This is a genomic window from Ruegeria sp. YKSF070 (assembly GCF_059612725.1).
This window is the reverse complement of sequence record NZ_JBXWRD010000038.1, coordinates 1-17,887: the sequence shown is the minus strand read 5'-3', so window position 1 is coordinate 17,887 and position 17,887 is coordinate 1. Positions and strand designations below refer to the sequence as shown.

The 17,887-nt window shown below is 60.9% G+C and carries 30 protein-coding genes; 2 read left to right on the top strand and 28 right to left on the bottom strand.

Features of this window, described 5'->3' with window-relative positions; genetic code table 11:
- Window positions 1-14 precede the first annotated feature (14 nt).
- The 21 genes from rpsM to AC2FL1_RS16970 all read right to left on the bottom strand — a co-directional run bounded on the left by rpsM (window position 15) and on the right by AC2FL1_RS16970 (window position 11,806).
- Window positions 15-383, bottom strand: a complete 369-nt coding sequence (gene rpsM / locus AC2FL1_RS17070) for a 30S ribosomal protein S13 (protein WP_011046268.1) — start codon at window positions 381-383, stop codon at window positions 15-17.
- A gap of 202 nt (window positions 384-585) precedes the next feature.
- Entirely contained in the window at window positions 586-1,227 is a 642-nt protein-coding gene (locus AC2FL1_RS17065; RefSeq protein ID WP_234140524.1) for an adenylate kinase, read from the bottom strand.
- On the bottom strand, window positions 1,224-2,591 hold the full coding sequence (gene secY / locus AC2FL1_RS17060) for a preprotein translocase subunit SecY (RefSeq protein WP_011046265.1): 1,368 nt from the start codon (window positions 2,589-2,591) through the stop codon (window positions 1,224-1,226). The genes AC2FL1_RS17065 and secY overlap by 4 nt, the downstream gene beginning before the upstream one ends.
- Before the next feature lie 112 nt (window positions 2,592-2,703).
- Window positions 2,704-3,177, bottom strand: coding sequence for a 50S ribosomal protein L15 (gene rplO, locus AC2FL1_RS17055; RefSeq protein WP_496877731.1), 474 nt, complete (start codon window positions 3,175-3,177; stop codon window positions 2,704-2,706).
- A 195-nt stretch (window positions 3,178-3,372) separates the two neighbouring features.
- Window positions 3,373-3,588, bottom strand: a complete 216-nt coding sequence (locus tag AC2FL1_RS17050) for a DUF1127 domain-containing protein (RefSeq protein WP_234142737.1) — start codon at window positions 3,586-3,588, stop codon at window positions 3,373-3,375.
- A gap of 148 nt (window positions 3,589-3,736) precedes the next feature.
- Entirely contained in the window at window positions 3,737-4,378 is a 642-nt protein-coding gene (locus tag AC2FL1_RS17045) for a 2-hydroxychromene-2-carboxylate isomerase (protein ID WP_496877730.1), read from the bottom strand.
- 131 nt (window positions 4,379-4,509) lie between these two features.
- Window positions 4,510-4,698 (bottom strand): 50S ribosomal protein L30, encoded by a 189-nt coding sequence (gene rpmD, locus AC2FL1_RS17040; RefSeq protein WP_234140505.1) that lies wholly within the window; start codon window positions 4,696-4,698, stop codon window positions 4,510-4,512.
- 12 nt (window positions 4,699-4,710) lie between these two features.
- Window positions 4,711-5,283: a 30S ribosomal protein S5 gene (gene rpsE, locus AC2FL1_RS17035; protein WP_011046261.1), complete on the bottom strand. Its 573-nt coding sequence runs from the start codon at window positions 5,281-5,283 to the stop codon at window positions 4,711-4,713.
- 112 nt (window positions 5,284-5,395) lie between these two features.
- Window positions 5,396-5,755, bottom strand: a complete 360-nt coding sequence (gene rplR / locus AC2FL1_RS17030) for a 50S ribosomal protein L18 (protein WP_234140503.1) — start codon at window positions 5,753-5,755, stop codon at window positions 5,396-5,398.
- Between the two features lie 11 nt (window positions 5,756-5,766).
- Window positions 5,767-6,300: a 50S ribosomal protein L6 gene (rplF, locus tag AC2FL1_RS17025; RefSeq protein WP_496825498.1), complete on the bottom strand. Its 534-nt coding sequence runs from the start codon at window positions 6,298-6,300 to the stop codon at window positions 5,767-5,769.
- Window positions 6,301-6,312: 12 nt separating this feature from the next.
- The gene (rpsH, locus tag AC2FL1_RS17020) at window positions 6,313-6,705 is read right to left on the bottom strand and encodes a 30S ribosomal protein S8 (RefSeq protein WP_234140501.1); all 393 of its coding nucleotides are present in this window, start codon (window positions 6,703-6,705) and stop codon (window positions 6,313-6,315) included.
- Window positions 6,706-6,717: 12 nt separating this feature from the next.
- Window positions 6,718-7,023 carry a 30S ribosomal protein S14 gene (gene rpsN, locus AC2FL1_RS17015; RefSeq protein WP_234140500.1) on the bottom strand — a complete coding sequence of 102 codons (306 nt, stop codon included), beginning with the start codon at window positions 7,021-7,023 and terminating at the stop codon, window positions 6,718-6,720.
- A 17-nt stretch (window positions 7,024-7,040) separates the two neighbouring features.
- Window positions 7,041-7,601, bottom strand: coding sequence for a 50S ribosomal protein L5 (gene rplE / locus AC2FL1_RS17010; RefSeq protein ID WP_496877729.1), 561 nt, complete (start codon window positions 7,599-7,601; stop codon window positions 7,041-7,043).
- Window positions 7,594-7,905: a 50S ribosomal protein L24 gene (gene rplX / locus AC2FL1_RS17005; RefSeq protein WP_234140497.1), complete on the bottom strand. Its 312-nt coding sequence runs from the start codon at window positions 7,903-7,905 to the stop codon at window positions 7,594-7,596. The genes rplE and rplX overlap by 8 nt, the downstream gene beginning before the upstream one ends.
- A 2-nt stretch (window positions 7,906-7,907) precedes the next feature.
- Window positions 7,908-8,276 (bottom strand): 50S ribosomal protein L14, encoded by a 369-nt coding sequence (gene rplN / locus AC2FL1_RS17000; protein ID WP_005621870.1) that lies wholly within the window; start codon window positions 8,274-8,276, stop codon window positions 7,908-7,910.
- 101 nt (window positions 8,277-8,377) lie between these two features.
- Window positions 8,378-8,608 carry a 30S ribosomal protein S17 gene (gene rpsQ / locus AC2FL1_RS16995; RefSeq protein ID WP_011046254.1) on the bottom strand — a complete coding sequence of 77 codons (231 nt, stop codon included), beginning with the start codon at window positions 8,606-8,608 and terminating at the stop codon, window positions 8,378-8,380.
- Window positions 8,609-8,620: 12 nt separating this feature from the next.
- Complete coding sequence (gene rpmC / locus AC2FL1_RS16990; protein WP_234140496.1) at window positions 8,621-8,821, bottom strand: 50S ribosomal protein L29; 201 nt, start codon at window positions 8,819-8,821, stop codon at window positions 8,621-8,623.
- 183 nt (window positions 8,822-9,004) lie between these two features.
- Entirely contained in the window at window positions 9,005-9,703 is a 699-nt protein-coding gene (locus AC2FL1_RS16985) for a Crp/Fnr family transcriptional regulator (RefSeq protein WP_496825494.1), read from the bottom strand.
- Between the two features lie 90 nt (window positions 9,704-9,793).
- Window positions 9,794-10,291, bottom strand: a complete 498-nt coding sequence (locus AC2FL1_RS16980; protein ID WP_496877728.1) for a hypothetical protein — start codon at window positions 10,289-10,291, stop codon at window positions 9,794-9,796.
- 126 nt (window positions 10,292-10,417) lie between these two features.
- A complete protein-coding gene (locus tag AC2FL1_RS16975; RefSeq protein WP_496825492.1) occupies window positions 10,418-11,038 on the bottom strand; it encodes a 2OG-Fe(II) oxygenase family protein in 621 nt (206 codons plus the stop codon).
- Between the two features lie 66 nt (window positions 11,039-11,104).
- Window positions 11,105-11,806, bottom strand: a complete 702-nt coding sequence (locus AC2FL1_RS16970) for a winged helix-turn-helix transcriptional regulator (RefSeq protein WP_496825491.1) — start codon at window positions 11,804-11,806, stop codon at window positions 11,105-11,107.
- 169 nt (window positions 11,807-11,975) lie between these two features.
- Here AC2FL1_RS16970 and AC2FL1_RS16965 point away from each other — a divergent pair, with 169 nt between their 5' ends.
- Entirely contained in the window at window positions 11,976-12,224 is a 249-nt protein-coding gene (locus AC2FL1_RS16965; RefSeq protein ID WP_496825490.1) for a YjiS-like domain-containing protein, read from the top strand.
- 72 nt (window positions 12,225-12,296) lie between these two features.
- On the opposite strand, the gene rplP is transcribed toward AC2FL1_RS16965, so the two are convergent.
- From rplP to rplB, 5 genes are read right to left on the bottom strand one after another with little or no spacing between them, the layout of a single operon-like run.
- Window positions 12,297-12,710: a 50S ribosomal protein L16 gene (rplP, locus tag AC2FL1_RS16960; protein WP_011046248.1), complete on the bottom strand. Its 414-nt coding sequence runs from the start codon at window positions 12,708-12,710 to the stop codon at window positions 12,297-12,299.
- A 12-nt stretch (window positions 12,711-12,722) separates the two neighbouring features.
- On the bottom strand, window positions 12,723-13,430 hold the full coding sequence (gene rpsC / locus AC2FL1_RS16955; RefSeq protein WP_011046247.1) for a 30S ribosomal protein S3: 708 nt from the start codon (window positions 13,428-13,430) through the stop codon (window positions 12,723-12,725).
- A complete protein-coding gene (gene rplV / locus AC2FL1_RS16950) occupies window positions 13,430-13,810 on the bottom strand; it encodes a 50S ribosomal protein L22 (protein ID WP_234140484.1) in 381 nt (126 codons plus the stop codon). Before rplV ends, rpsC begins: the two co-directional genes overlap by 1 nt.
- Window positions 13,811-13,813: 3 nt before the next feature.
- Window positions 13,814-14,092: a 30S ribosomal protein S19 gene (gene rpsS / locus AC2FL1_RS16945; protein ID WP_093029006.1), complete on the bottom strand. Its 279-nt coding sequence runs from the start codon at window positions 14,090-14,092 to the stop codon at window positions 13,814-13,816.
- A 3-nt stretch (window positions 14,093-14,095) separates the two neighbouring features.
- Window positions 14,096-14,938: a 50S ribosomal protein L2 gene (gene rplB, locus AC2FL1_RS16940; RefSeq protein WP_496803067.1), complete on the bottom strand. Its 843-nt coding sequence runs from the start codon at window positions 14,936-14,938 to the stop codon at window positions 14,096-14,098.
- Between the two features lie 437 nt (window positions 14,939-15,375).
- Between rplB and AC2FL1_RS16935 the strand changes: the two genes are divergently transcribed.
- Window positions 15,376-16,023 (top strand): phage tail protein, encoded by a 648-nt coding sequence (locus AC2FL1_RS16935; protein WP_496877727.1) that lies wholly within the window; start codon window positions 15,376-15,378, stop codon window positions 16,021-16,023.
- 271 nt (window positions 16,024-16,294) lie between these two features.
- Here AC2FL1_RS16935 and AC2FL1_RS16930 read toward each other — a convergent pair whose 3' ends face one another.
- The gene (locus AC2FL1_RS16930) at window positions 16,295-17,059 is read right to left on the bottom strand and encodes a DUF8608 domain-containing protein (protein WP_496877726.1); all 765 of its coding nucleotides are present in this window, start codon (window positions 17,057-17,059) and stop codon (window positions 16,295-16,297) included.
- A 2-nt stretch (window positions 17,060-17,061) separates the two neighbouring features.
- Window positions 17,062-17,887: helicase-related protein (locus AC2FL1_RS16925; protein ID WP_496877725.1), on the bottom strand; the 826-nt coding region annotated here is incomplete at its 5' end.

Sequence of the window (17,887 nt, the reverse complement as noted above, 5' to 3'; positions counted from 1 at the left end):
ATCTCAACGCCCCCTTATTTCTTCTTGCCGGCAATGGCCTTTGCGGGGCCTTTGCGGGTGCGAGCGTTGGTGTGGGTCCGCTGACCGCGAACCGGCAGGTTGCGGCGGTGACGCAGACCGCGATAGCAGCCCAAGTCCATCAGGCGCTTGATGTTCATCTGAACTTCACGGCGCAGGTCGCCTTCGACGCTGTAGTTGGCGTCGATATGCTCGCGGATGGCCAGGATCTCGGCATCGCTCAGCTCGTTCACACGACGGGTCGCGTCGATGCCAACAGCTTCGCAAATGGCTTTCGCCGAAGTGTTGCCGATACCGGTGATATAGGTGAGGGCGATGGGTACCCGTTTGGCAGTCGGGATGTTAACGCCGGCAATACGTGCCACGTGTCACTTTCCTTTTCGTTGCGGTTCCGTAGCGCCAGAACCTTTTTTCACAACGCTTGACCATGGCAGTGTCGCCAGTAGATCCAGCATTATATGAGGTGGTCGTGCGCAAATGGAACGAATCCCGTCCGCGCGGTTGATTCCCCGAGGGGATGGTGGTCGATATGGGCTTTTGAAGGGGCCGTCAAGCCCCTAACCAATGTCAGCCCAGGATCGCCTCGATCGAGGCGGTCACTTCCTTGATATCGGCCAGTCCGTTCACCGGACGCAAATCGCCCTTGGCATAGTAATAGCCGATCAAAGGTGACGTTTTCTTGTAATACTCCATCAGCCGGGTGCGCAGACTGTCCTCGTTGTCGTCGGCGCGGCGCTTGAACTCAGTGCTGCCGCAGTTGGAGCACTTGCCGTCAGCCGGGATCGGCTTGGTGATGTCGTTATAGACCTCACCACAGCCGCCGCAGGTCGAGCGGGCGGTGATTCGGCTGACCAGCGCCTCATCATCGACGCGCATCTCGATCACGGTATGCAGCGACTGGCCGTGCTTGGCCAGCAACGCGGCCAGCGCGTCGGCCTGGGCCAGGGTGCGGGGGAAGCCGTCGAAGATGAAACCGGCCCCCTTCTTGGTGGTCAGCTGTTCCTCGATCAGGCCGATGACGATCTCGTCGGTGACCAGCTTGCCCGCATCCATGATGGCAGCGACCTTCTGGCCCATTTCGGTGCCAGACGTCCGCGCCTCGCGCAGCATGTCACCGGTCGACAGCTGGATCATGCCACGTGTTTCGACCAGATGCCGCGCCTGGGTGCCTTTGCCCGCACCCGGGGGTCCCAACAGAATGATATTCATCGACGCGCCGGTCCCTTCCTGTTCGTGCGCTTGCGATTCTTGCCGCGAAGCTGCGATTTTTCGATCAGACCTTCGTATTGGTGTGCCAGCAGGTGGCTTTGGACCTGTTGAATGGTGTCCATGGTCACCGAAACGATGATGAGCACCGAGGTGCCACCGAAATAGAACGGCACGTTGAACTGGCCGCGCATGATCTCGGGCAGCAGGCAGACGGCGGCCAGATAGGCCGAACCCAGCACCAGCACGCGGTTGACCACGTATTCCAGATATTCGGCAGTCTTCTTGCCCGGACGGATACCGGGGACAAAGCCGTTCTGGTTCTTCAGGTTCTGCGCCACGTCATCGGGTTTGAACGAGACGTTGAAGGTATAGAAATAGGCAAAGAACACGATCATCGACACGAAGAACAGCAGATAGAGCGGCTGTCCAGGGCCGAAGTTGGCCAGAAGCCAGGACATCACCGGCCCGTTGGCCGCGCCCGAGGAAAAGGTCGAGATGGTGACCGGCAACAGCAGCAGCGAGCTTGCGAAGATCGCCGGGATCACGCCCGCGGGGTTGACCTTGACCGGCAGGTGGCTGGAGCCGCCGTCATAGACCTTCATGCCCACCTGACGGCGGGGATACTGGATGTGGATCTTGCGAAGTGCGCGTTCCATGAACACGACGAACGTGATGACCGCGATCACCATCAGGATGATGGCGATGATCACGGCGGGGCTGATGGCGCCCGAACGACCGCTGGCAAAGAACTGCGCCAGCGCGGCGGGGACCTCGGCGATGATGCCGACAAAGATGATCAACGAGACGCCGTTGCCGATGCCGCGCGCGGTGATCTGTTCGCCCAGCCACATCAGGAACATGGTGCCACCCACAAGGGTGATCATGGTGGCAAAGCGGAAATACATGCCCGGCTCGGTGGCCAGGTCACCCGATTCCAGCGAGACCGCAAGGCCATAGGCCTGCACGGTAGCCAGCGCCACGGTGCCCAGACGGGTATACTGGTTGATCTTCTTGCGGCCCTGTTCGCCCTCCTTCTTGAGTTGCTCAAGCGAGGGGACCATGGCCGTCAGCAGCTGAACGATGATCGAGGCCGAGATATATGGCATGATGCCCAAGGCAAAGATGCCCATCCGCCCCAGCGCGCCACCGGTGAACATCGACACCATGCCGCCGATGCCCTGCCCTGCCTGTTCCATGAACTCGCGCAGCGCAACACCGTCTATGCCCGGCACGGGGATGAACGTGCCCAGACGATAGACGATGAGAAGCCCCAGCGTGAACAGGATCCGATTGCGCAGGTCCGTGGCCTTGCCCAGGGCGGACCAGCTGGTGTTGGCCGCCATTTGTTCTGCTGCTGATACCATGTTGTATCGGTCTCTCTGATGCAAACGCCGCCCGGAACCGTTTTCCGGCTCGGGCGGCGTTTTGGAAAACTTGGGTGTCTATGTAAGCGGGTCGGCGCCCGCTCACAAGCCGTTACTCTGCCGCAGCAGCGTTTGTGACCTTCAGCGAGCCGCCCGCTTTTTCGACAGCCTCGACAGCCGATTTCGACGCGCCGGTGACTTCGATGTTCAGCTTGGCGTTGAAATCGCCCTTGGCCAGCACGCGAATGCCGTCCAGCTTGCGGCGCACCAGGCCGGATGCGACCAGCGCGTCCTCGGTGATGGCGGCGGCGCCGTCCAGCTTGCCGGCTTCGACGAATTTCTGGATCAGGCCCAGGTTGACCACCGCGAATGCCTTGCGGTTGGGCTTGCTGAAGCCACGCTTGGGCAGACGTTGATAAAGCGGCATCTGGCCGCCTTCATAGCCATTGATGGCCACACCCGAACGGGATTTCTGACCCTTGATACCACGGCCACCCATCTTGCCCTTGCCCGAGCCGGGGCCACGGCCGATGCGCATCCGTTTCTTGGCTGCGCCCGGATTGTCGCTGAGTTCATGCAGTTTCATGTCGCTTCTCCTTCGCCGGATGTGACCCACGAAGCGTGACGGGCCAACCTCGGCATTTCTTGCTTGTTGATTCTCGCGGCCCTGCGGCCACCGGAGGCGTATAGACGCTGTGCTCGCGTCACGCAAGAGGTGCCTCAAAATGCAGAACGCCCCCGGATTTCCGAGGGCGGTGCAGCAGTCCGTCAGATGGGCCGTTCAGGCGCCATAGACGTGAAAGCGGGCGATATCCTCGATATCGCAACGGCGGATGCCGATATCTGCCAGTTCCCGGTTCGACAGGCGGTCCAGCTCGTTGAACGTACGCTTGTAGGCGGCGTTCCGGGCCCAGGTGGCGCGGGTCGATTTCAGGGCGGACAGGACGCGGGCCACCACAGAGGGGGCGCGGTCGGCGGTCACGGTTGCATATGCCATTTTCTCTTACCTCATACGGATGCAGCAGGGCCCTTCCCCACTGCCTGTTTTTCGGGCATTCCGAACATGGCTGGCAGATAGTGCTGCACCGCAGCATCAGCAAGAGGTGCTTTGGTCTAGCCGCCATGCAGCGGCGGCATGGCTTGGCTCATCCGACCGGCGGATTGTGCCAATAGCCCGGCCGAAACGGCAGCGTCAGGGCGCGGGCCACCAGTTCCAGCCTGTCCTGGCCATAGAACGGATCTCCATCGACCACATAAGTCGGAGAGCCGAACAGCGCGCGGTCGATCGCCTCTTGCGTATTGACGGCCTGCTCGTCGATTGCCGGGGCGGATCGGGCCGCCGCCATCAACGGCTCGACCGGCAGTCCCAGCCGCGCGAGCAGCTCGCTCAACAGTCGGGGATCGGCGATATCCGCATCGTCGCGCCAATGCGCCTGTAGAATCGCAAAGGACAGCGCGTTTACATCCAATCCGTCCCTCTGCGCGGCGATGATCAGACCGTTGGGCAGGTCCAGCGGATTGTCGTGATAGGTCGGGCGATGATCAATTACCGGAACGCCGCGCCATTCGGCCCAGCGTTCGATCTCGCGACCAAAGAAATAGTCTACATGCGCCTGGCTGCGCGCGGCGAAGGACAGGCCGCCCGCCGCTTCGACCACCGGGCTGAGAAGAATGGGGCGATGCACCAGCTCCGTGTCCGGGTGGGCGGCGCAGATGCGGTACAGCTCCTGTGCGCCGAGATAGGCATAGGCGGAATGGGCGGAATAGAAATAGTCAATACGGGCCATGTCAGGCAGGTTAGGCGGACGTCGGCGGCACCGCATCCCGTGCCTCGTCCAAACACGCGAAATTGATCCGCACGACGCAAAAAAACGCCCCCAGCGAACCGGGGGCGTTTCAACTGTCTGTCGAGAGGGGCTTAGCCGCGCTCTTCGACGATCTCGACCAGATGCGGGATCTTGCGGATCATGCCGCGGACCGAGGGGGTATCCTCCAGCTCGCGGGTCTTGTGCATCTTGTTCAGGCCCAGACCAACCAGGGTTGCGCGCTGGTCGGCGGGGCGGCGGATCGGCGAGCCGATCTGCTTGACGACGATGGTTTTTGCCATGGGTGCGTCTCCTTAGGCTTCAGCGGCTTCAGCAGCCGGTGCTTCGTCCCGCTTGGGCAGGATGTCGGCGACCTTCTTGCCACGACGCTGTGCGACCGAACGCGGGCTCTGCTCTTTTTTCAGGCCGTCAATGGTGGCGCGGATCATGTTATAGGGGTTCGCGCTGCCCAGCGACTTGGACACGACGTCCTTGACACCCAGCATTTCGAACACGGCGCGCATCGGACCACCGGCGATGATACCGGTACCTTCGGGCGCGGCGCGCATGACGACCTTACCGGCGCCGTGGCGGCCTTCGATGTCGTGATGCAGGGTGCGGCCTTCGCGCAGCTGCACGCGGATCATCTGGCGCTTGGCCTGCTCGGTTGCCTTGCGGATGGCCTCGGGCACTTCTTTTGCCTTGCCCTTGCCAAAGCCGACGCGGCCTTTCTGATCGCCCACGACCACCAGAGCGGCGAAGCCGAAGCGCTTACCGCCCTTGACGGTTTTCGACACGCGGTTGATCGCGACCAGACGGTCGGCGAATTCGGGGGCTGCTTCCTCGCGGTCGCGACGGTTGCCCCGGCGGTTTTCACGTTCTGCCATGCGGCATTCCTCTTTCTCTGTTGGCGCCTGGGCGCCGTTGTCTCCGATCCATGGTGGCCACGCGGGCGCGGCCCCGGATCATCGGGGGGGCGGCAGGCGCCCCCCTCAGGTCTTAGATCTTCAGACCGCCTTCACGCGCGGCGTCGGCCAGGGCCTTCACCTTGCCGTGGAACAGGAAGCCGCCACGATCGAAATAGGCCTCTTCGATGCCAGCCTTCTTGGCGCGCTCGGCGATTGCCGCACCCACCTTCTTGGCCGCTTCGACGTTGTTCTTGCCAACAACGCCAAGGTCCTTTTCCATGGTCGAGGCTGCCGCCAGGGTCACGCCACGAACGTCGTCGATCAGCTGGGCGCTGATGTTCTTGTTCGAGCGGTGCACGCTGAGGCGCAGGCGCCCGGCGTTGACCTTGCGAAGCTTGTTCCGAACGCGCAGGCGGCGTTTCAGAAACAGGGTACGTTTGCTGTTTGCCATTGTTCGCGTCCTTACTTCTTCTTGCCGTCTTTGCGGAAGATGAACTCGCCCTTGTAACGGATACCCTTGCCTTTGTACGGCTCGGGCGAACGCCACTCGCGGATTTTCGCAGCCACTTCACCAACCTGTTGCTGGTCGATGCCTTCGACAACGATCTCGGTCTGCTTCGGCGTGCTCACGGTGACGCCCGCCGGAACGGCGAAGTCGACATCGTGGCTGTAGCCGAGGTTCAGCTTGAGCGTGTTGCCCTGTGCGTTGGCGCGGTAACCCACACCGGTGATCTCCAGCTCTTTCTTGAAGCCTTCGGTCACGCCGGCGACGAGGTTGGCCACCATGGTACGCGACATGCCCCACTGCTGGCGTGCCCGCTTGGACATGCCACGGGGGGTGACGCTCACCACATTGCCGTCGACGGTGATGGTCACGTCGTCGGTGGCGGTGAAGGTACGGGCACCCTTGGGGCCCTTCACTTCGATGGTCTGGCCCGACACAGAGGCGGAAACGCCACTGGGCAGCTCGACCGGTTTCTTACCAATACGAGACATTTGCAGACCTCCTTAGAAGACGGTGCAGAGCACTTCGCCGCCAACATTGTTGGAGCGAGCGTTCGCGTCCGACATCACACCTTTCGGAGTGCTGACAATCGACACGCCCAGGCCCTGACGGACCGAGGGGATGTCCTTGACGCCCATGTAAACGCGACGACCGGGTTTCGACACCCGCTTCAGTTCGCGAATGACGGGTTCGCCTTCGTAGTATTTCAGCTCGATGTTCAGCGTCGGGTGGCCATTGGCATCCGTCGACTTCTCGTAGCCGCGGATATAGCCTTCGTCCGCCAGTACATCCAGAACCCAGGCGCGCAGTTTCGAGCCGGGGGTGCTGACCGTGGTCTTGCCGCGCAGCTGAGCGTTGCGGATACGGGTGAGCATATCGCCGATAGGATCGTTCATATCACTCTCTCCTTACCAGCTCGATTTCACCATGCCGGGGATCTGACCAGCAGACCCCAGCTCGCGCAGCATGATCCGGCTGACCTTGAGCTTACGATAGTAAGCATGCGGACGGCCGGTAAGCTGGCAGCGGTTGTGAAGACGGGTTGCCGAGCTGTTGCGCGGCAGTTTCGCCAGTTGCAGACGCGCCTTGAAGCGCTCTTCCATCGGGCGGCTCTCGTCGTTTGCGATTTCTTTCAGCTCGGCGCGCTTTGCGGCATATTGTGCCACCAGGCGCTCGCGCTTCTTCTCGCGTTCGATCATGCTTTTCTTAGCCATGTCTAATCCTCGCGCGCTTAGGCGTTGAAGGGCATGTTGAAATGCTTCAACAGGCTCTTGGCTTCGGCGTCGGTTTTCGCAGTGGTGGCGATGATGATGTCCATGCCCCAGACTTCGTCGACCTTGTCAAAGTCGATTTCCGGGAACACGATGTGCTCCTTGATCCCCATGGCAAAGTTGCCACGGCCATCGAACGAGGGCTTCACACCACGGAAGTCGCGGATGCGGGGCATCGCGATGGTGATCAGACGATCAAGGAATTCATACATGCGCTCACCGCGCAGCGTTACCTTGGCACCCATCGGCATTTCTTCACGAACGCGGAAACCGGCGATCGACTTCTTGGCCTTGGTGGTGATGGCTTTCTGGCCGGCAATCTTGCTCAGGTCTTCCTGAGCTGATTTGGCCTTCTTGCTGTCTTTCACCGCCTCGGCACCGCAACCGATGTTCAGAACGATCTTGTCCAGCTTGGGGATCATCATGTCGTTCTTGTAGCCGAACTCTTCTTTCAGAGCGGCCCGGATGGTTTCTGCGTACTGGGCTTTCAGACGCGGGGTATAGTTTGCAGCATCAAGCATCGATCACGTCCCCCGTGGTCTTGGCAAAACGGACCTTCTTGTCACCTTCCATGCGGAAGCCGACGCGGGTTGCCTTGCCGTTCTTGTCCAGCAGCGCCAGGTTGCTGAGGTCGATCGGCAGTGCCTTGGGCAGGCGGCCACCTTGCGAGGTCTGGGTCTGGCGGGTGTGACGGATGGCGATGTTCACGCCGTCGACAACAGCTTTGCCGGCTTTCGGATCAACCGAGGAGATGGTCCCCTCTTTGCCCTTGTCCTTGCCGGCCAGCACGACGACCTTGTCGCCTTTGCGGAGTTTTGCGGCCATGATTACAGCACCTCCGGAGCGAGCGAGATGATTTTCATGAAGTTCTTCGCGCGCAGTTCACGAACAACCGGGCCAAAGATACGGGTACCGACCGGCTCGTTGTTGTTGTTCAGGATGACGGCGGCGTTGCGATCGAAACGGATCGCGGTGCCGTCTTCGCGACGGACTTCTTTGGCGGTGCGCACGACGACGGCCTTGCGGACGTCACCTTTCTTCACGCGGCCGCGCGGGATGGCTTCCTTCACCGAGACGACAATGATGTCGCCGACGGAGGCGTATTTACGCTTGGAACCACCCAGAACCTTGATGCACTGAACCCGGCGAGCGCCGGAGTTGTCAGCAACATCCAGATTGGTTTGCATCTGGATCATGTGGTTTCTCCCGACCTTTGGGGCGCCGATGCGTGGCGGTATCCCCAGGGTTTCGACTGTGCCAAGAGGCCTAGTCGCCAGGAGTCTGAGCAATCAGACTCTTAGGCTTCCAGAACTTCCCAGCGTTTCGTTTTCGATTTCGGCGCGCATTCGATGATGCGGACAGTATCGCCGACCTTGAAAGCGTTCTTTTCATCGTGAGCCCGGTATTTCTTGGACTTACGGATGGTCTTCTTCAGAACCGGGTGGGTGAAGCGACGCTCCACCAGGACGGTCACGGTCTGTGCGTTGGCGTCGCTGGTCACGGTGCCTTGCAGAATACGTTTGGGCATCTCTCAGGCTCCTCAGTTCGCAGCTTCAGCGGCTTTTTCGTTCAACACGGTCTGCACACGGGCAACGTCGCGGCGGACGGTGCGGATGCGGGCCGTGCTTTCGAGCTGACCGGTGGCCTGCTGGAAGCGCAGGTTGAACGCCTCCTTTTTCAGGTTGACCAGATCTTCCCGGAGCTGATCCGGGGTCTTGTTACGCAGTTCCTGGGCGTTCATCGCCTTTTCCTTTGCTCAAAACACCAGAGGGCCCCGTGGCCGGGTCACCCTTGACCTGGTGGATGAATGACAAACAAGCGAATCCCCCGCTGGCGCGGGGGAACGCAAGATGCCGCTCTATAGGAGAGTTGCCATGGGAGGGCAAGGGAAAGTTCGCCCGCGCTCCACACCGGCGACCTGCTGTCAGTCGGCCGTCCCGCCAGCCGGTCGAACAGCGGTTTCGGCACCGGCGTTCTGATAGGCCAGCTTGGCGCGCATGTCGCGGGCAACACCCGCCTCGACGGCCGCCATGGCCGCCGGGTTGCTCTCGCGCAGGCGGTCGAGCTTGGGCCGCTCGATCCGCCAGACCCATCCCTCGTTTTGCATCACCGCCGTCGCCACTGCCAGACCATCTCCCATCAGGGACATCTCGCCGATGAAATGGCCCTCGCCCACCAGCCGCAGCAGCCGACCCTGTCGTTCAATCCGAACCACGCCGGACGCCACATAGGTCAGGAACTCGGGTGGCTGCCCTTCATGCGTCAGCACCGTTTCGGATGGCAGCGTTTCCCACCGCCCCATATCCAGCAACCGGCGGGTACGCCCCGGCGAGAGGCCGCTCAGCAGGGTTTCGCGAAACCGGTCCTCCTCAGCCGTGAACCGCGCGCGCCGGTCGTTGCGCCAGAGCAGGGTCAGCTCCGCCACATTCACTAGCACCAGCAGGCTCTGCCAGAATACGCCGACCGGGTTTTGCAGCCAGAAATGATCGAACGCGATGCCCGCCAGCGCCGAGGCGATCACGAACAGCCGCAGCCACAACATGTGGCGCATCAGCATCGACAGCACGAGCAGCAGATAGGACAGATGCCCCGCCCAGCCTTCGATGATGAACCCCAGATCCATGCGCGATATCCGCTAGTCCCGCCGGTATTTCTCCGACCCCCTTTCAGCGATAGCGGTCCCCTCGGTTGCATTCAAGCACGGCGCGAGGGCCTAGGGGTTGGCAGTCGCGCGTTTCAACACCTCAAGCATCTGGGCGACCTGTTTCGGGGTCAGCCGGCCGTGCCCCACCAGGAACACCGCGATATCCCGATCCGTGTAGCGGCCGGTCAGCACCCCCTCACGCAGAATCAGACCGTCGCGCGCCAGATCGTGGGCCGAGACATGACATGCACGGCATTTCTGCCGGAACAGCTGCCCCGAGGCACGGATGGTGTCGAAATGGTCAAGCAGGATCGCAGCCTCCTGCGGGGTCAGGCGGCCATGGCCCGCCGCCAGCATCGCGGCGACGGAGCGTCCCGACCGTTGCCCCGTCAACCCCTCTTGCGTCAGCGCCAGATCCTGCCAGACGAAATCGCCAGCATGCGGCAGATGGCAACCGGCGCAGCGTTCCTCGTACAAGCGATGTGGGTTGGCCGATTGGGCAAGCGCGGGCGCTGTCAGAAACAGGGCAAGAAGGGCGGCCAACAGGGGAACAGGGATACGCGGCATGGCACACTCGCGACCAGGGACAAGCGCCGCCGCTGGCGCGTCACGCCAACGCAGCGCCCCCAGCCTAGAGCAACGCGCGCGTGATCCCCATGACTTCGGTCAAATCCGGTGCTGTCGGCGCCGGGATTATTCCCAGCGATAGTTGAAGCTGACCGAGATGCGTTCCTCTTCGGACATGTTCATCGGCACTTCGTGGCGCAGCCAGCTTTCCCACAGCAGGACGTCGCCCACATCGGGTTTCATATAGATGAAGGGCTGCAATTCGCGCCGGGCGGTCTTGGTGCGCGTCGGCGCCGCCATCATCCGGCCCGAGCGGGGGTCTTCCAGCTTAAGCGCGCTGGCGCCGTCGGGCATGGCGACATAGGTGGTGCCCGAGATCACCGAATGCGGATGCAGATGGCTGGAATGCATGCCGCCCTGCGGCAGGATGTTGATCCAGAGATCCTCGAGCACCAATTTGCGCCCGTCCAGATCGAACTCCAGATCGGCCGCAAAACCCGCGACATGAGCGTCGAGCGATGTGACCAGATCGGCGAAGATCGGGAACCGCCAGGGCAGATCGGTAAGCGAGGCGTAAGAGGTATAGCCGGGATAACCGTTTTCCTCGCACCATTCCTGTCCGGCCTCGTCATCCTCGGCGATTGAATAGCAGGACGCCTCCATCTCGTCCGGGTCGATGGCGGGGCCATGTTCGGACAGGCGGGCACGGTAGAGGCGGGTAACAAATAGGGATTCGATTTGGGACATGGCGGAGTCATAGACCAACCCGGGAACACGCGCGAGAGCCAGTCGCCGCGACAGCAATATTCGATGTCAAACGGCCCGAGCCAGACCCTCGACCCCGGCGTACATGCTTAGTCTGAGCCATCTCCCGATCGTCTTTTCCAGTCGTTTGTCTCCTGACATGAAAAACCTCCCGCTGTCGATCTCGCGACCGTAAGACATCCGGCCAAGATAGATGCCGGTCATCACGGACACACCCGTCTCGATGAACAAATCCACGTCAAAGCCGGGGTCCGCAGCACAAAGTTCCACCGGAACACCCGGACGAACGACCAGCCAATAGGTTGACGCAGGCGAGGTTGCGTCCGAAAAGTTGAAACGGACAACTGTCCGGCCCGGCGGCAGCGCATCGACCACGATCCGGTTTCGAAGGGTCCACATCAGGACATCCGCATCACGGTCTTCGAGCGCCACATCGACAGTTACATTGCGCTGCGCCCATCGCGCGAGACCTTCAAGGATCGGGTCCAGTTCGACGGCCTTCTCGGTACGGATATAGTCTATGACCCCGCTGGCTGGGTCATCGATCCGTTCGACAAGTCCATTCAGTTGCATCTCTTTCAGGCGTTTGGCCAGCAGAGTCGGCGAGATTCCCGGTAGGCCGCGCTTGATATCGTTGAAACGGGTCGAACCGGTGGAGAGCTCTCCGAGGATCTGAATGGTCCAACGGGGATTGAGGACTTCGCAAGCCTTGGAAGTCGGGCAAAAGAGACCAAACGGTTTGGTCGTCATCTCGTACCTCCATCTTCTGGTCTGTAGGGTATGTGACAGTCTATCCGGGCCCGGGATTTCGCTCCAGTACAGAAGCTGTACCGGTTCTGGTTCACTTCCTACACTGCCCCGCGCCATGATTGAGGTGGCACCCTGTCGTCAGATGAACCCCGAACAAGGACTACGACAGATGATCTCCCTCGCACATGCCGCAACCGAGCAGACCCGACTTCACAATGCCCTTTCCATAAATCGGTTCCGTTTGATCGCCCAAGGGCTATTGCTCCGCTGGCAGGCGATGGCCACTTTGTCCCTGCTATCGGACCGCGGATTGCGCGACATCGGGCTGACACGCGATGATGTCATGTCGATTGCACGAGATACTGGCGGAGTTGACCAGATTGAGCAGACGAGGCTTCGCCAGTCCGGCAACTGGTAAGGCGCGCAGCGTAGAACAGAAAACCCCCGCCGGTCGCCCGGCGGGGGTTCTCGTTCTAGCAAAGAACCGAAATTACCAGTCTTCGCGGACCACGACGCGGGTCTTGATCGGCAGCTTCATCGCAGCCAGGCGCAGAGCCTCGCGGGCGATTTCGTCATTGACGCCATCGATCTCGAACATCACGCGACCGGGCTTGACCTTGCAGGCCCAGTAATCCACCGAACCCTTACCTTTACCCATACGGACTTCGGTCGGCTTCGAGGTCACCGGCGTATCCGGGAAGATCCGGATCCAGACGCGGCCCTGACGCTTCATGTGACGCGTCATGGCACGACGTGCGGCTTCGATCTGGCGGGCGGTAACCCGCTCGGGTTCCAGAGCCTTCAGACCATAGGTGCCGAAGTTCAGGTCGCTTCCGCCTTTTGCCAGACCGTGGATACGGCCCTTGAACATCTTGCGGAATTTAGTGCGCTTTGGTTGCAGCATCTCTAATCCTCCTTAGCGGCGGCCACCGGCGCCACGCGGGGCCGGACCGTCCTGGAGTTCCTGTGCCTTGCGGTCACGCGCCTGCGGATCATGCTCGAGGATCTCGCCTTTGAAGATCCAGACCTTGATCCCGATGATCCCGTAAGGGGTCGAGGCCTCGGCCAGAGCATAATCGATGTCGGCACGCAGGGTGTGCAGGGGCACGCGGCCCTCGCGATACCACTCGGTCCGTGCGATCTCGGCACCGCCCAGACGGCCGGCGACGTTCACACGGATGCCCAAGGCACCCATCCGCATCGAGTTTTGCACCGCGCGCTTCATCGCACGGCGGAAGGACACGCGGCGTTCCAGCTGCTGGGCGATCGACTCGGCGACCAGCTGAGCATCCATCTCGGGCTTGCGCACTTCGACGATGTTCAGGTGCAGCTCGCTGTCGGTCATGTTCGCCAGCTTCTTGCGCAGGGTCTCGATATCAGCGCCTTTCTTGCCGATGATCACGCCCGGACGCGCGGTGTGGATCGTCACGCGGCACTTCTTGTGCGGACGCTCGATGATCACACGGGCGACACCGGCCTGCTTGCACTCTTCCTTGATGAACTCGCGGATTGCGAGGTCTTCAAGCAGCAGATTGCCATAGTCCTTGGTATCTGCGTACCAGCGGCTGTCCCAGGTGCGGTTGACCTGAAGACGCATGCCGATCGGATTGACTTTATGTCCCATTAGGCTTGCTCCTCAACTTGACGCACCTTGATGGTGAGCTCCGAGAACGGCTTCATGATCTTGCCGAACCGGCCACGGGCCCGCGGACGGCCGCGTTTCATGACCAGGTTCTTGCCAACCCATGCTTCGGCAACGATCAGCTCGTCCACGTCCAGGTTGTGGTTGTTTTCGGCATTGGCGATGGCGGACTGAAGGCATTTCTTCACGTCCTGCGCGATCCGCTTGTTCGAGAAAGTCAGGTCGGTCAGGGCCTGTCCAACTTTCTTGCCGCGGATCATCGCTGCAACCAGGTTCAGTTTCTGCGGGCTGGTGCGAAGCATGCGGGTTTTCGCCATTGCTTCGTTTTCGGCCACGCGGCGGGGGTTCTTTTCCTTGCCCATGACTTACTTCCGCTTCGCTTTTTTGTCAGCCGCGTGACCGTAATAGGTCCGGGTCGGCGAGTATTCACCGAACTTCTGACCGATCATGTCTTCGGAGACGTTGACGGGGATGTGCTTCTGGCCGTTGTACACGCCAAAGGTCAGACCCACGAACTGGGGCAGGATGGTGGACCGGCGCGACCAGATCTTGATGACTTCGTTGCGGCCCGACTCGCGCGCTGCTGCTGCCTTTTTAAGGACATAAGCATCGACGAAAGGACCTTTCCAAACAGAGCGAGACATTGCTTAACGCCCTTTCTTCTTGGCGTGACGCGAGCGAATGATCAGCTTTTGCGACGCTTTGTTCTTGTTGCGGGTACGGGTACCCTTGGTGTCCTTGCCCCACGGGGTCACCGGCGTACGGCCACCCGAGGTGCGGCCCTCACCACCACCATGGGGGTGGTCGATCGGGTTCATTGCAACACCGCGGACCGACGGACGGATGCCCTTGTGGCGCATACGGCCGGCCTTGCCGTAGTTCTGGTTGCTGTTGTCGGGGTTCGACACGGCACCGACGGTGGCCATGCATTCCTGACGCACCATGCGCAGTTCACCCGAGCTCAGGCGGATCTGAGCGTAGCCACCATCGCGGCCCACGAACTGGGCGTAGGTGCCGGCGGCACGTGCGATCTGACCGCCCTTGCCGGGCTTCATCTCGATGTTGTGCACGATGGTACCGATCGGCATGCCCGAGAAGGGCATCGCGTTACCGGGCTTGATGTCGGCCTTGGCGGATGCCACGACCTTGTCACCGACCGCCAGACGCTGTGCGGCCAGGATATAGGCCTGCTCGCCGTCTTCGTATTTGATCAGTGCGATGAATGCGGTCCGGTTCGGGTCGTACTCGATCCGCTCGACGGTGGCCGCCACATCGAATTTGTTCCGTTTGAAGTCAACGATCCGGTAGAGGCGTTTTGCCCCACCACCGCGGCGACGCGAGGTGATCCGTCCGGTGTTGTTCCGGCCGCCCGACTTGGTCAAACCCTCGGTGAGAGACTTGACCGGACGTCCTTTCCAAAGCTCCGAACGGTCGATCAGCACCAGCCCGCGCTGGCCCGGCGTCGTCGGCTTATACGACTTGAGTGCCATGCTTTCTGTCTTCCGTTTAGCAACGGCGGGTTGCCCCGCCTATGTATTGAGGCCCCCGTAGGTGCCCGTGGTATAGGGCCCCGAAGGTCCCCGGCTGCAAAAATCACGAGCCCCGGGACGAATCCCAGGGCGCAAGATTGGTGGCACTTAGCAAGGACGATCCCCATTGTCCATAGCGGAACAGGACAAAGCCGTACCGGGTCGGCGGGCGCTGCGCGGTCACCCCGTTCGCCGAGTTCACGCGAAAGCAAGCCTTGCGTGTTGTGAACCGTTACCCTTTTTTTGTCTGCACTTAATCTCATCTTGATACCCAAGATCATACATTTTTGAAAAATAACTGCGTTCTATGTGATCTAGGTTGCATCGCGATGACGGATTCTCCCTCAAAGTGGTGGCGCGTGCCCCTGTGAGCGCGCCAAAATTTCTGGAGGATTGAGATGTCGAAGACTGCATTTACCACATTCGCGGCCGCTGCGGCCCTTTCTTTGGGCCTGATCGCTCCCGCATCGCAGGCGCGCGCCGGGGCCGAGCCGTTTGTCGGCGAGCTGATGCTTGCCGGTTTCAATTTCTGCCCGCGCGGCTGGGCCGAGGCCAACGGGGCACTGCTGCCCATCTCGTCCAACACTACGCTGTTCTCGTTGCTGGGCACTATGTACGGCGGTGACGGACGCACCACATTCGCCCTGCCCGATCTGCGCGGGCGCGTCGCCATCGGTGTCGGCACCGGCCCCGGCTTGCAGCCCATCACACAGGGTGAACGACTTGGCCAACCCACCACCACCCAAACCATCGCGACGATGGCGCCGCACACCCACCTGGCCACCAGCAATGCATCGACCTCGATCCATGTGAGCAGTGACGACGCCAATATACAAGAGCCCGGCAACGCGGTTCTGGGTACGACCCCGGCCGCGACCTACAACACGGCGCAACCCGACGAGGTCATGGCAAACGGAGCCGCGACCACCGGTGTCACCACCACAGTTCTGAGCACCGGTCAGGGTCTTCCGCAGGAAAACCACCAGCCGTCGCTTGGCCTGAAATACTGCATCGCCCTGTTCGGCATCTACCCATCGCGGAGCTGATCCGGCCCCCTGCGATTGACCGGGGCAGGACAGACCGCCCTGCCCCGGCCCGCTCGCTCCGAAGGCAACACCGCCCGATTGTGCCGATGCGCAATGGCTTGGTCCCCGACCGAAGGCGGGTTTGGCGAGTAGTGTAGGGTGGGCAGGACTGCCCACCGGCGAGATGATTGAGTGACGCCGTAGGGTGAGCAGTTTGCCCACCAATGCAGCGGGTGGAGTCAATATTCGATGGTGGGATGGTGGGCAGGACTGCCCACCCAAAGCTCGCTGGTTATATTCCCTTTTTCTTGTTTATCTTTTTTGCGGTCTTGGCAAGAGATGCACTCTTCGGGTCGAAAATGGCTTCCAGGCTGTACTCCAGGATTTCCATCGCATCCAATAAGTGAGATCGCTCAATATGTTTAGCTCTGGCATTTGAGTGACTACCATCATTTCCGAGCCACTTTAACGCCATCAGGAGTTCACCAACTTGGTCATTCTTTTCCTTGAACGCCTGAATCCGACTGTGAAGGGGAATTATCTTGCGCTTCCCGTTGGATATTCTAAATCGCGCAACCTTTTCAATTGTCAATAATTCTTCAATGCAAACTCGAATCCTATTCAAGCAACTCGCTGCATCAACCCCAAAAAGATGGAAACTCGCCTCAACCAAAGCCCTAACATTGTCTGGGGTTTTCTCTGGGATAATAAAAATCGGTGGTGCATGACTAAACGAGCGTGGCACAAAGTATGTCAACCAAATCTGTTCCGACCCAGCGCCATTGTCCTGAATATCCCAATCGACCCCCGTTTCACCAGTGACAATAACAAAGTGCCTACAATCCTGGGATGAACAACACATAGTCCAAAAAAATGCGCCGGACACCCATTCAGGTTCCCATGCCTCATGGCGATGCGCATCTTCGGACCATCCGTGCTCAATATCTTTGGAGAGTTTATCCTTTTTGATCAAAGTGCCATTTTTGCATTTGGGACACAGCCAACTTGGTGCTTCGGCCCATGCTCGACGACTAAAAGCCTCTGCATTCTTTAACATAATCACCGCCCCCTCCGCTTCACATTCCCGCCCCGCTGCCCCGGTCTGCCCGCCGTACTCCGACCCTTGGACCGGACCGCCTCTTCCGAGGCTTTCTCGACCGCCCATTGCCGGGCCATGGGGTCGTCTGACACCGCCAGGTCCACCGCTTCCAGCCGCTTGATCTCGTCGCGCAGGCGTGCGGCCTCTTCGAATTCCAGGTTCTCGGCGGCCTTGCGCATGTCGGCGCGCAGACCGTCCAGCACCGCCTCCAGGTTCCCGCCATGCAGCGGCTTGTCGATCTTGGCGGTCACCCGGTTCATGTCGGTGTCGCCCTTGTAGAGGCCGGCCAGCACGTCCTCGACATTCTTTTTCACCGTGGCGGGGGTGATCCCGTGTTCCTCGTTATAGGCGATCTGCTTGGCGCGGCGGCGGTCGGTTTCGGCCAGCGCGCGCTCCATGCTGCCGGTGATGCGGTCGGCATACATGATGACGCGGCCATCGGCGTTGCGGGCGGCGCGGCCGATGGTCTGGATCAGCGAGGTTTCCGAGCGCAGGAAGCCTTCCTTGTCCGCATCCAGAATGGCGACGAGGCCGCATTCGGGGATATCCAGCCCCTCGCGCAAGAGGTTGATGCCGACCAGCACGTCAAAGGCGCCCAGGCGCAGGTCGCGCAGGATCTCGATCCGTTCGATCGTGTCGATGTCGGAATGCATGTAGCGGACGCGGATGCCCTGTTCGTGCAGGTATTCGGTCAGGTCCTCGGCCATGCGTTTGGTGAGCGTGGTGACAAGGGTGCGGTAACCCTGGGCCGCGACGCGGCGCACCTCGTCCAGGAGGTCGTCGACC

What these genes read in the sequence shown, in the direction of transcription:
- AC2FL1_RS17050 (WP_234142737.1), bottom strand. Translation starts at nt 3,588, where the DNA reads ATGGCATATGCAACCGTGACCGCCGACCGCGCCCCCTCTGTGGTGGCC.
- rpsC (WP_011046247.1), bottom strand. Translation starts at nt 13,430, where the DNA reads ATGGGACATAAAGTCAATCCGATCGGCATGCGTCTTCAGGTCAACCGC.
- rpsS (WP_093029006.1), bottom strand. Translation starts at nt 14,092, where the DNA reads ATGTCTCGCTCTGTTTGGAAAGGTCCTTTCGTCGATGCTTATGTCCTT.
- rplO (WP_496877731.1), bottom strand. Translation starts at nt 3,177, where the DNA reads ATGAAACTGCATGAACTCAGCGACAATCCGGGCGCAGCCAAGAAACGG.
- AC2FL1_RS16930 (WP_496877726.1), bottom strand. Translation starts at nt 17,059, where the DNA reads ATGTTAAAGAATGCAGAGGCTTTTAGTCGTCGAGCATGGGCCGAAGCA.
- rpsE (WP_011046261.1), bottom strand. Translation starts at nt 5,283, where the DNA reads ATGGCAGAACGTGAAAACCGCCGGGGCAACCGTCGCGACCGCGAGGAA.
- AC2FL1_RS17065 (WP_234140524.1), bottom strand. Translation starts at nt 1,227, where the DNA reads ATGAATATCATTCTGTTGGGACCCCCGGGTGCGGGCAAAGGCACCCAG.
- rplV (WP_234140484.1), bottom strand. Translation starts at nt 13,810, where the DNA reads ATGGGCAAGGAAAAGAACCCCCGCCGCGTGGCCGAAAACGAAGCAATG.
- rpmD (WP_234140505.1), bottom strand. Translation starts at nt 4,698, where the DNA reads ATGGCAAAAACCATCGTCGTCAAGCAGATCGGCTCGCCGATCCGCCGC.
- rplE (WP_496877729.1), bottom strand. Translation starts at nt 7,601, where the DNA reads ATGCTTGATGCTGCAAACTATACCCCGCGTCTGAAAGCCCAGTACGCA.
- rpmC (WP_234140496.1), bottom strand. Translation starts at nt 8,821, where the DNA reads ATGAACGCCCAGGAACTGCGTAACAAGACCCCGGATCAGCTCCGGGAA.
- rpsN (WP_234140500.1), bottom strand. Translation starts at nt 7,023, where the DNA reads ATGGCTAAGAAAAGCATGATCGAACGCGAGAAGAAGCGCGAGCGCCTG.
- AC2FL1_RS16935 (WP_496877727.1), top strand. Translation starts at nt 15,376, where the DNA reads ATGTCGAAGACTGCATTTACCACATTCGCGGCCGCTGCGGCCCTTTCT.
- AC2FL1_RS17045 (WP_496877730.1), bottom strand. Translation starts at nt 4,378, where the DNA reads ATGGCCCGTATTGACTATTTCTATTCCGCCCATTCCGCCTATGCCTAT.
- rplP (WP_011046248.1), bottom strand. Translation starts at nt 12,710, where the DNA reads ATGCTGCAACCAAAGCGCACTAAATTCCGCAAGATGTTCAAGGGCCGT.
- rplF (WP_496825498.1), bottom strand. Translation starts at nt 6,300, where the DNA reads ATGTCTCGTATTGGTAAGAAACCGGTCGAGCTGCCCAGTGGCGTTTCC.
- AC2FL1_RS16965 (WP_496825490.1), top strand. Translation starts at nt 11,976, where the DNA reads ATGATCTCCCTCGCACATGCCGCAACCGAGCAGACCCGACTTCACAAT.
- AC2FL1_RS16970 (WP_496825491.1), bottom strand. Translation starts at nt 11,806, where the DNA reads ATGACGACCAAACCGTTTGGTCTCTTTTGCCCGACTTCCAAGGCTTGC.
- rplN (WP_005621870.1), bottom strand. Translation starts at nt 8,276, where the DNA reads ATGATCCAGATGCAAACCAATCTGGATGTTGCTGACAACTCCGGCGCT.
- rplR (WP_234140503.1), bottom strand. Translation starts at nt 5,755, where the DNA reads ATGGCAAACAGCAAACGTACCCTGTTTCTGAAACGCCGCCTGCGCGTT.
- AC2FL1_RS16975 (WP_496825492.1), bottom strand. Translation starts at nt 11,038, where the DNA reads ATGTCCCAAATCGAATCCCTATTTGTTACCCGCCTCTACCGTGCCCGC.
- secY (WP_011046265.1), bottom strand. Translation starts at nt 2,591, where the DNA reads ATGGTATCAGCAGCAGAACAAATGGCGGCCAACACCAGCTGGTCCGCC.
- rplB (WP_496803067.1), bottom strand. Translation starts at nt 14,938, where the DNA reads ATGGCACTCAAGTCGTATAAGCCGACGACGCCGGGCCAGCGCGGGCTG.
- rplX (WP_234140497.1), bottom strand. Translation starts at nt 7,905, where the DNA reads ATGGCCGCAAAACTCCGCAAAGGCGACAAGGTCGTCGTGCTGGCCGGC.
- rpsH (WP_234140501.1), bottom strand. Translation starts at nt 6,705, where the DNA reads ATGAACGATCCTATCGGCGATATGCTCACCCGTATCCGCAACGCTCAG.
- rpsQ (WP_011046254.1), bottom strand. Translation starts at nt 8,608, where the DNA reads ATGCCCAAACGTATTCTGCAAGGCACCGTGACCAGCGACGCCAACGCA.
- AC2FL1_RS16985 (WP_496825494.1), bottom strand. Translation starts at nt 9,703, where the DNA reads ATGGATCTGGGGTTCATCATCGAAGGCTGGGCGGGGCATCTGTCCTAT.
- AC2FL1_RS16980 (WP_496877728.1), bottom strand. Translation starts at nt 10,291, where the DNA reads ATGCCGCGTATCCCTGTTCCCCTGTTGGCCGCCCTTCTTGCCCTGTTT.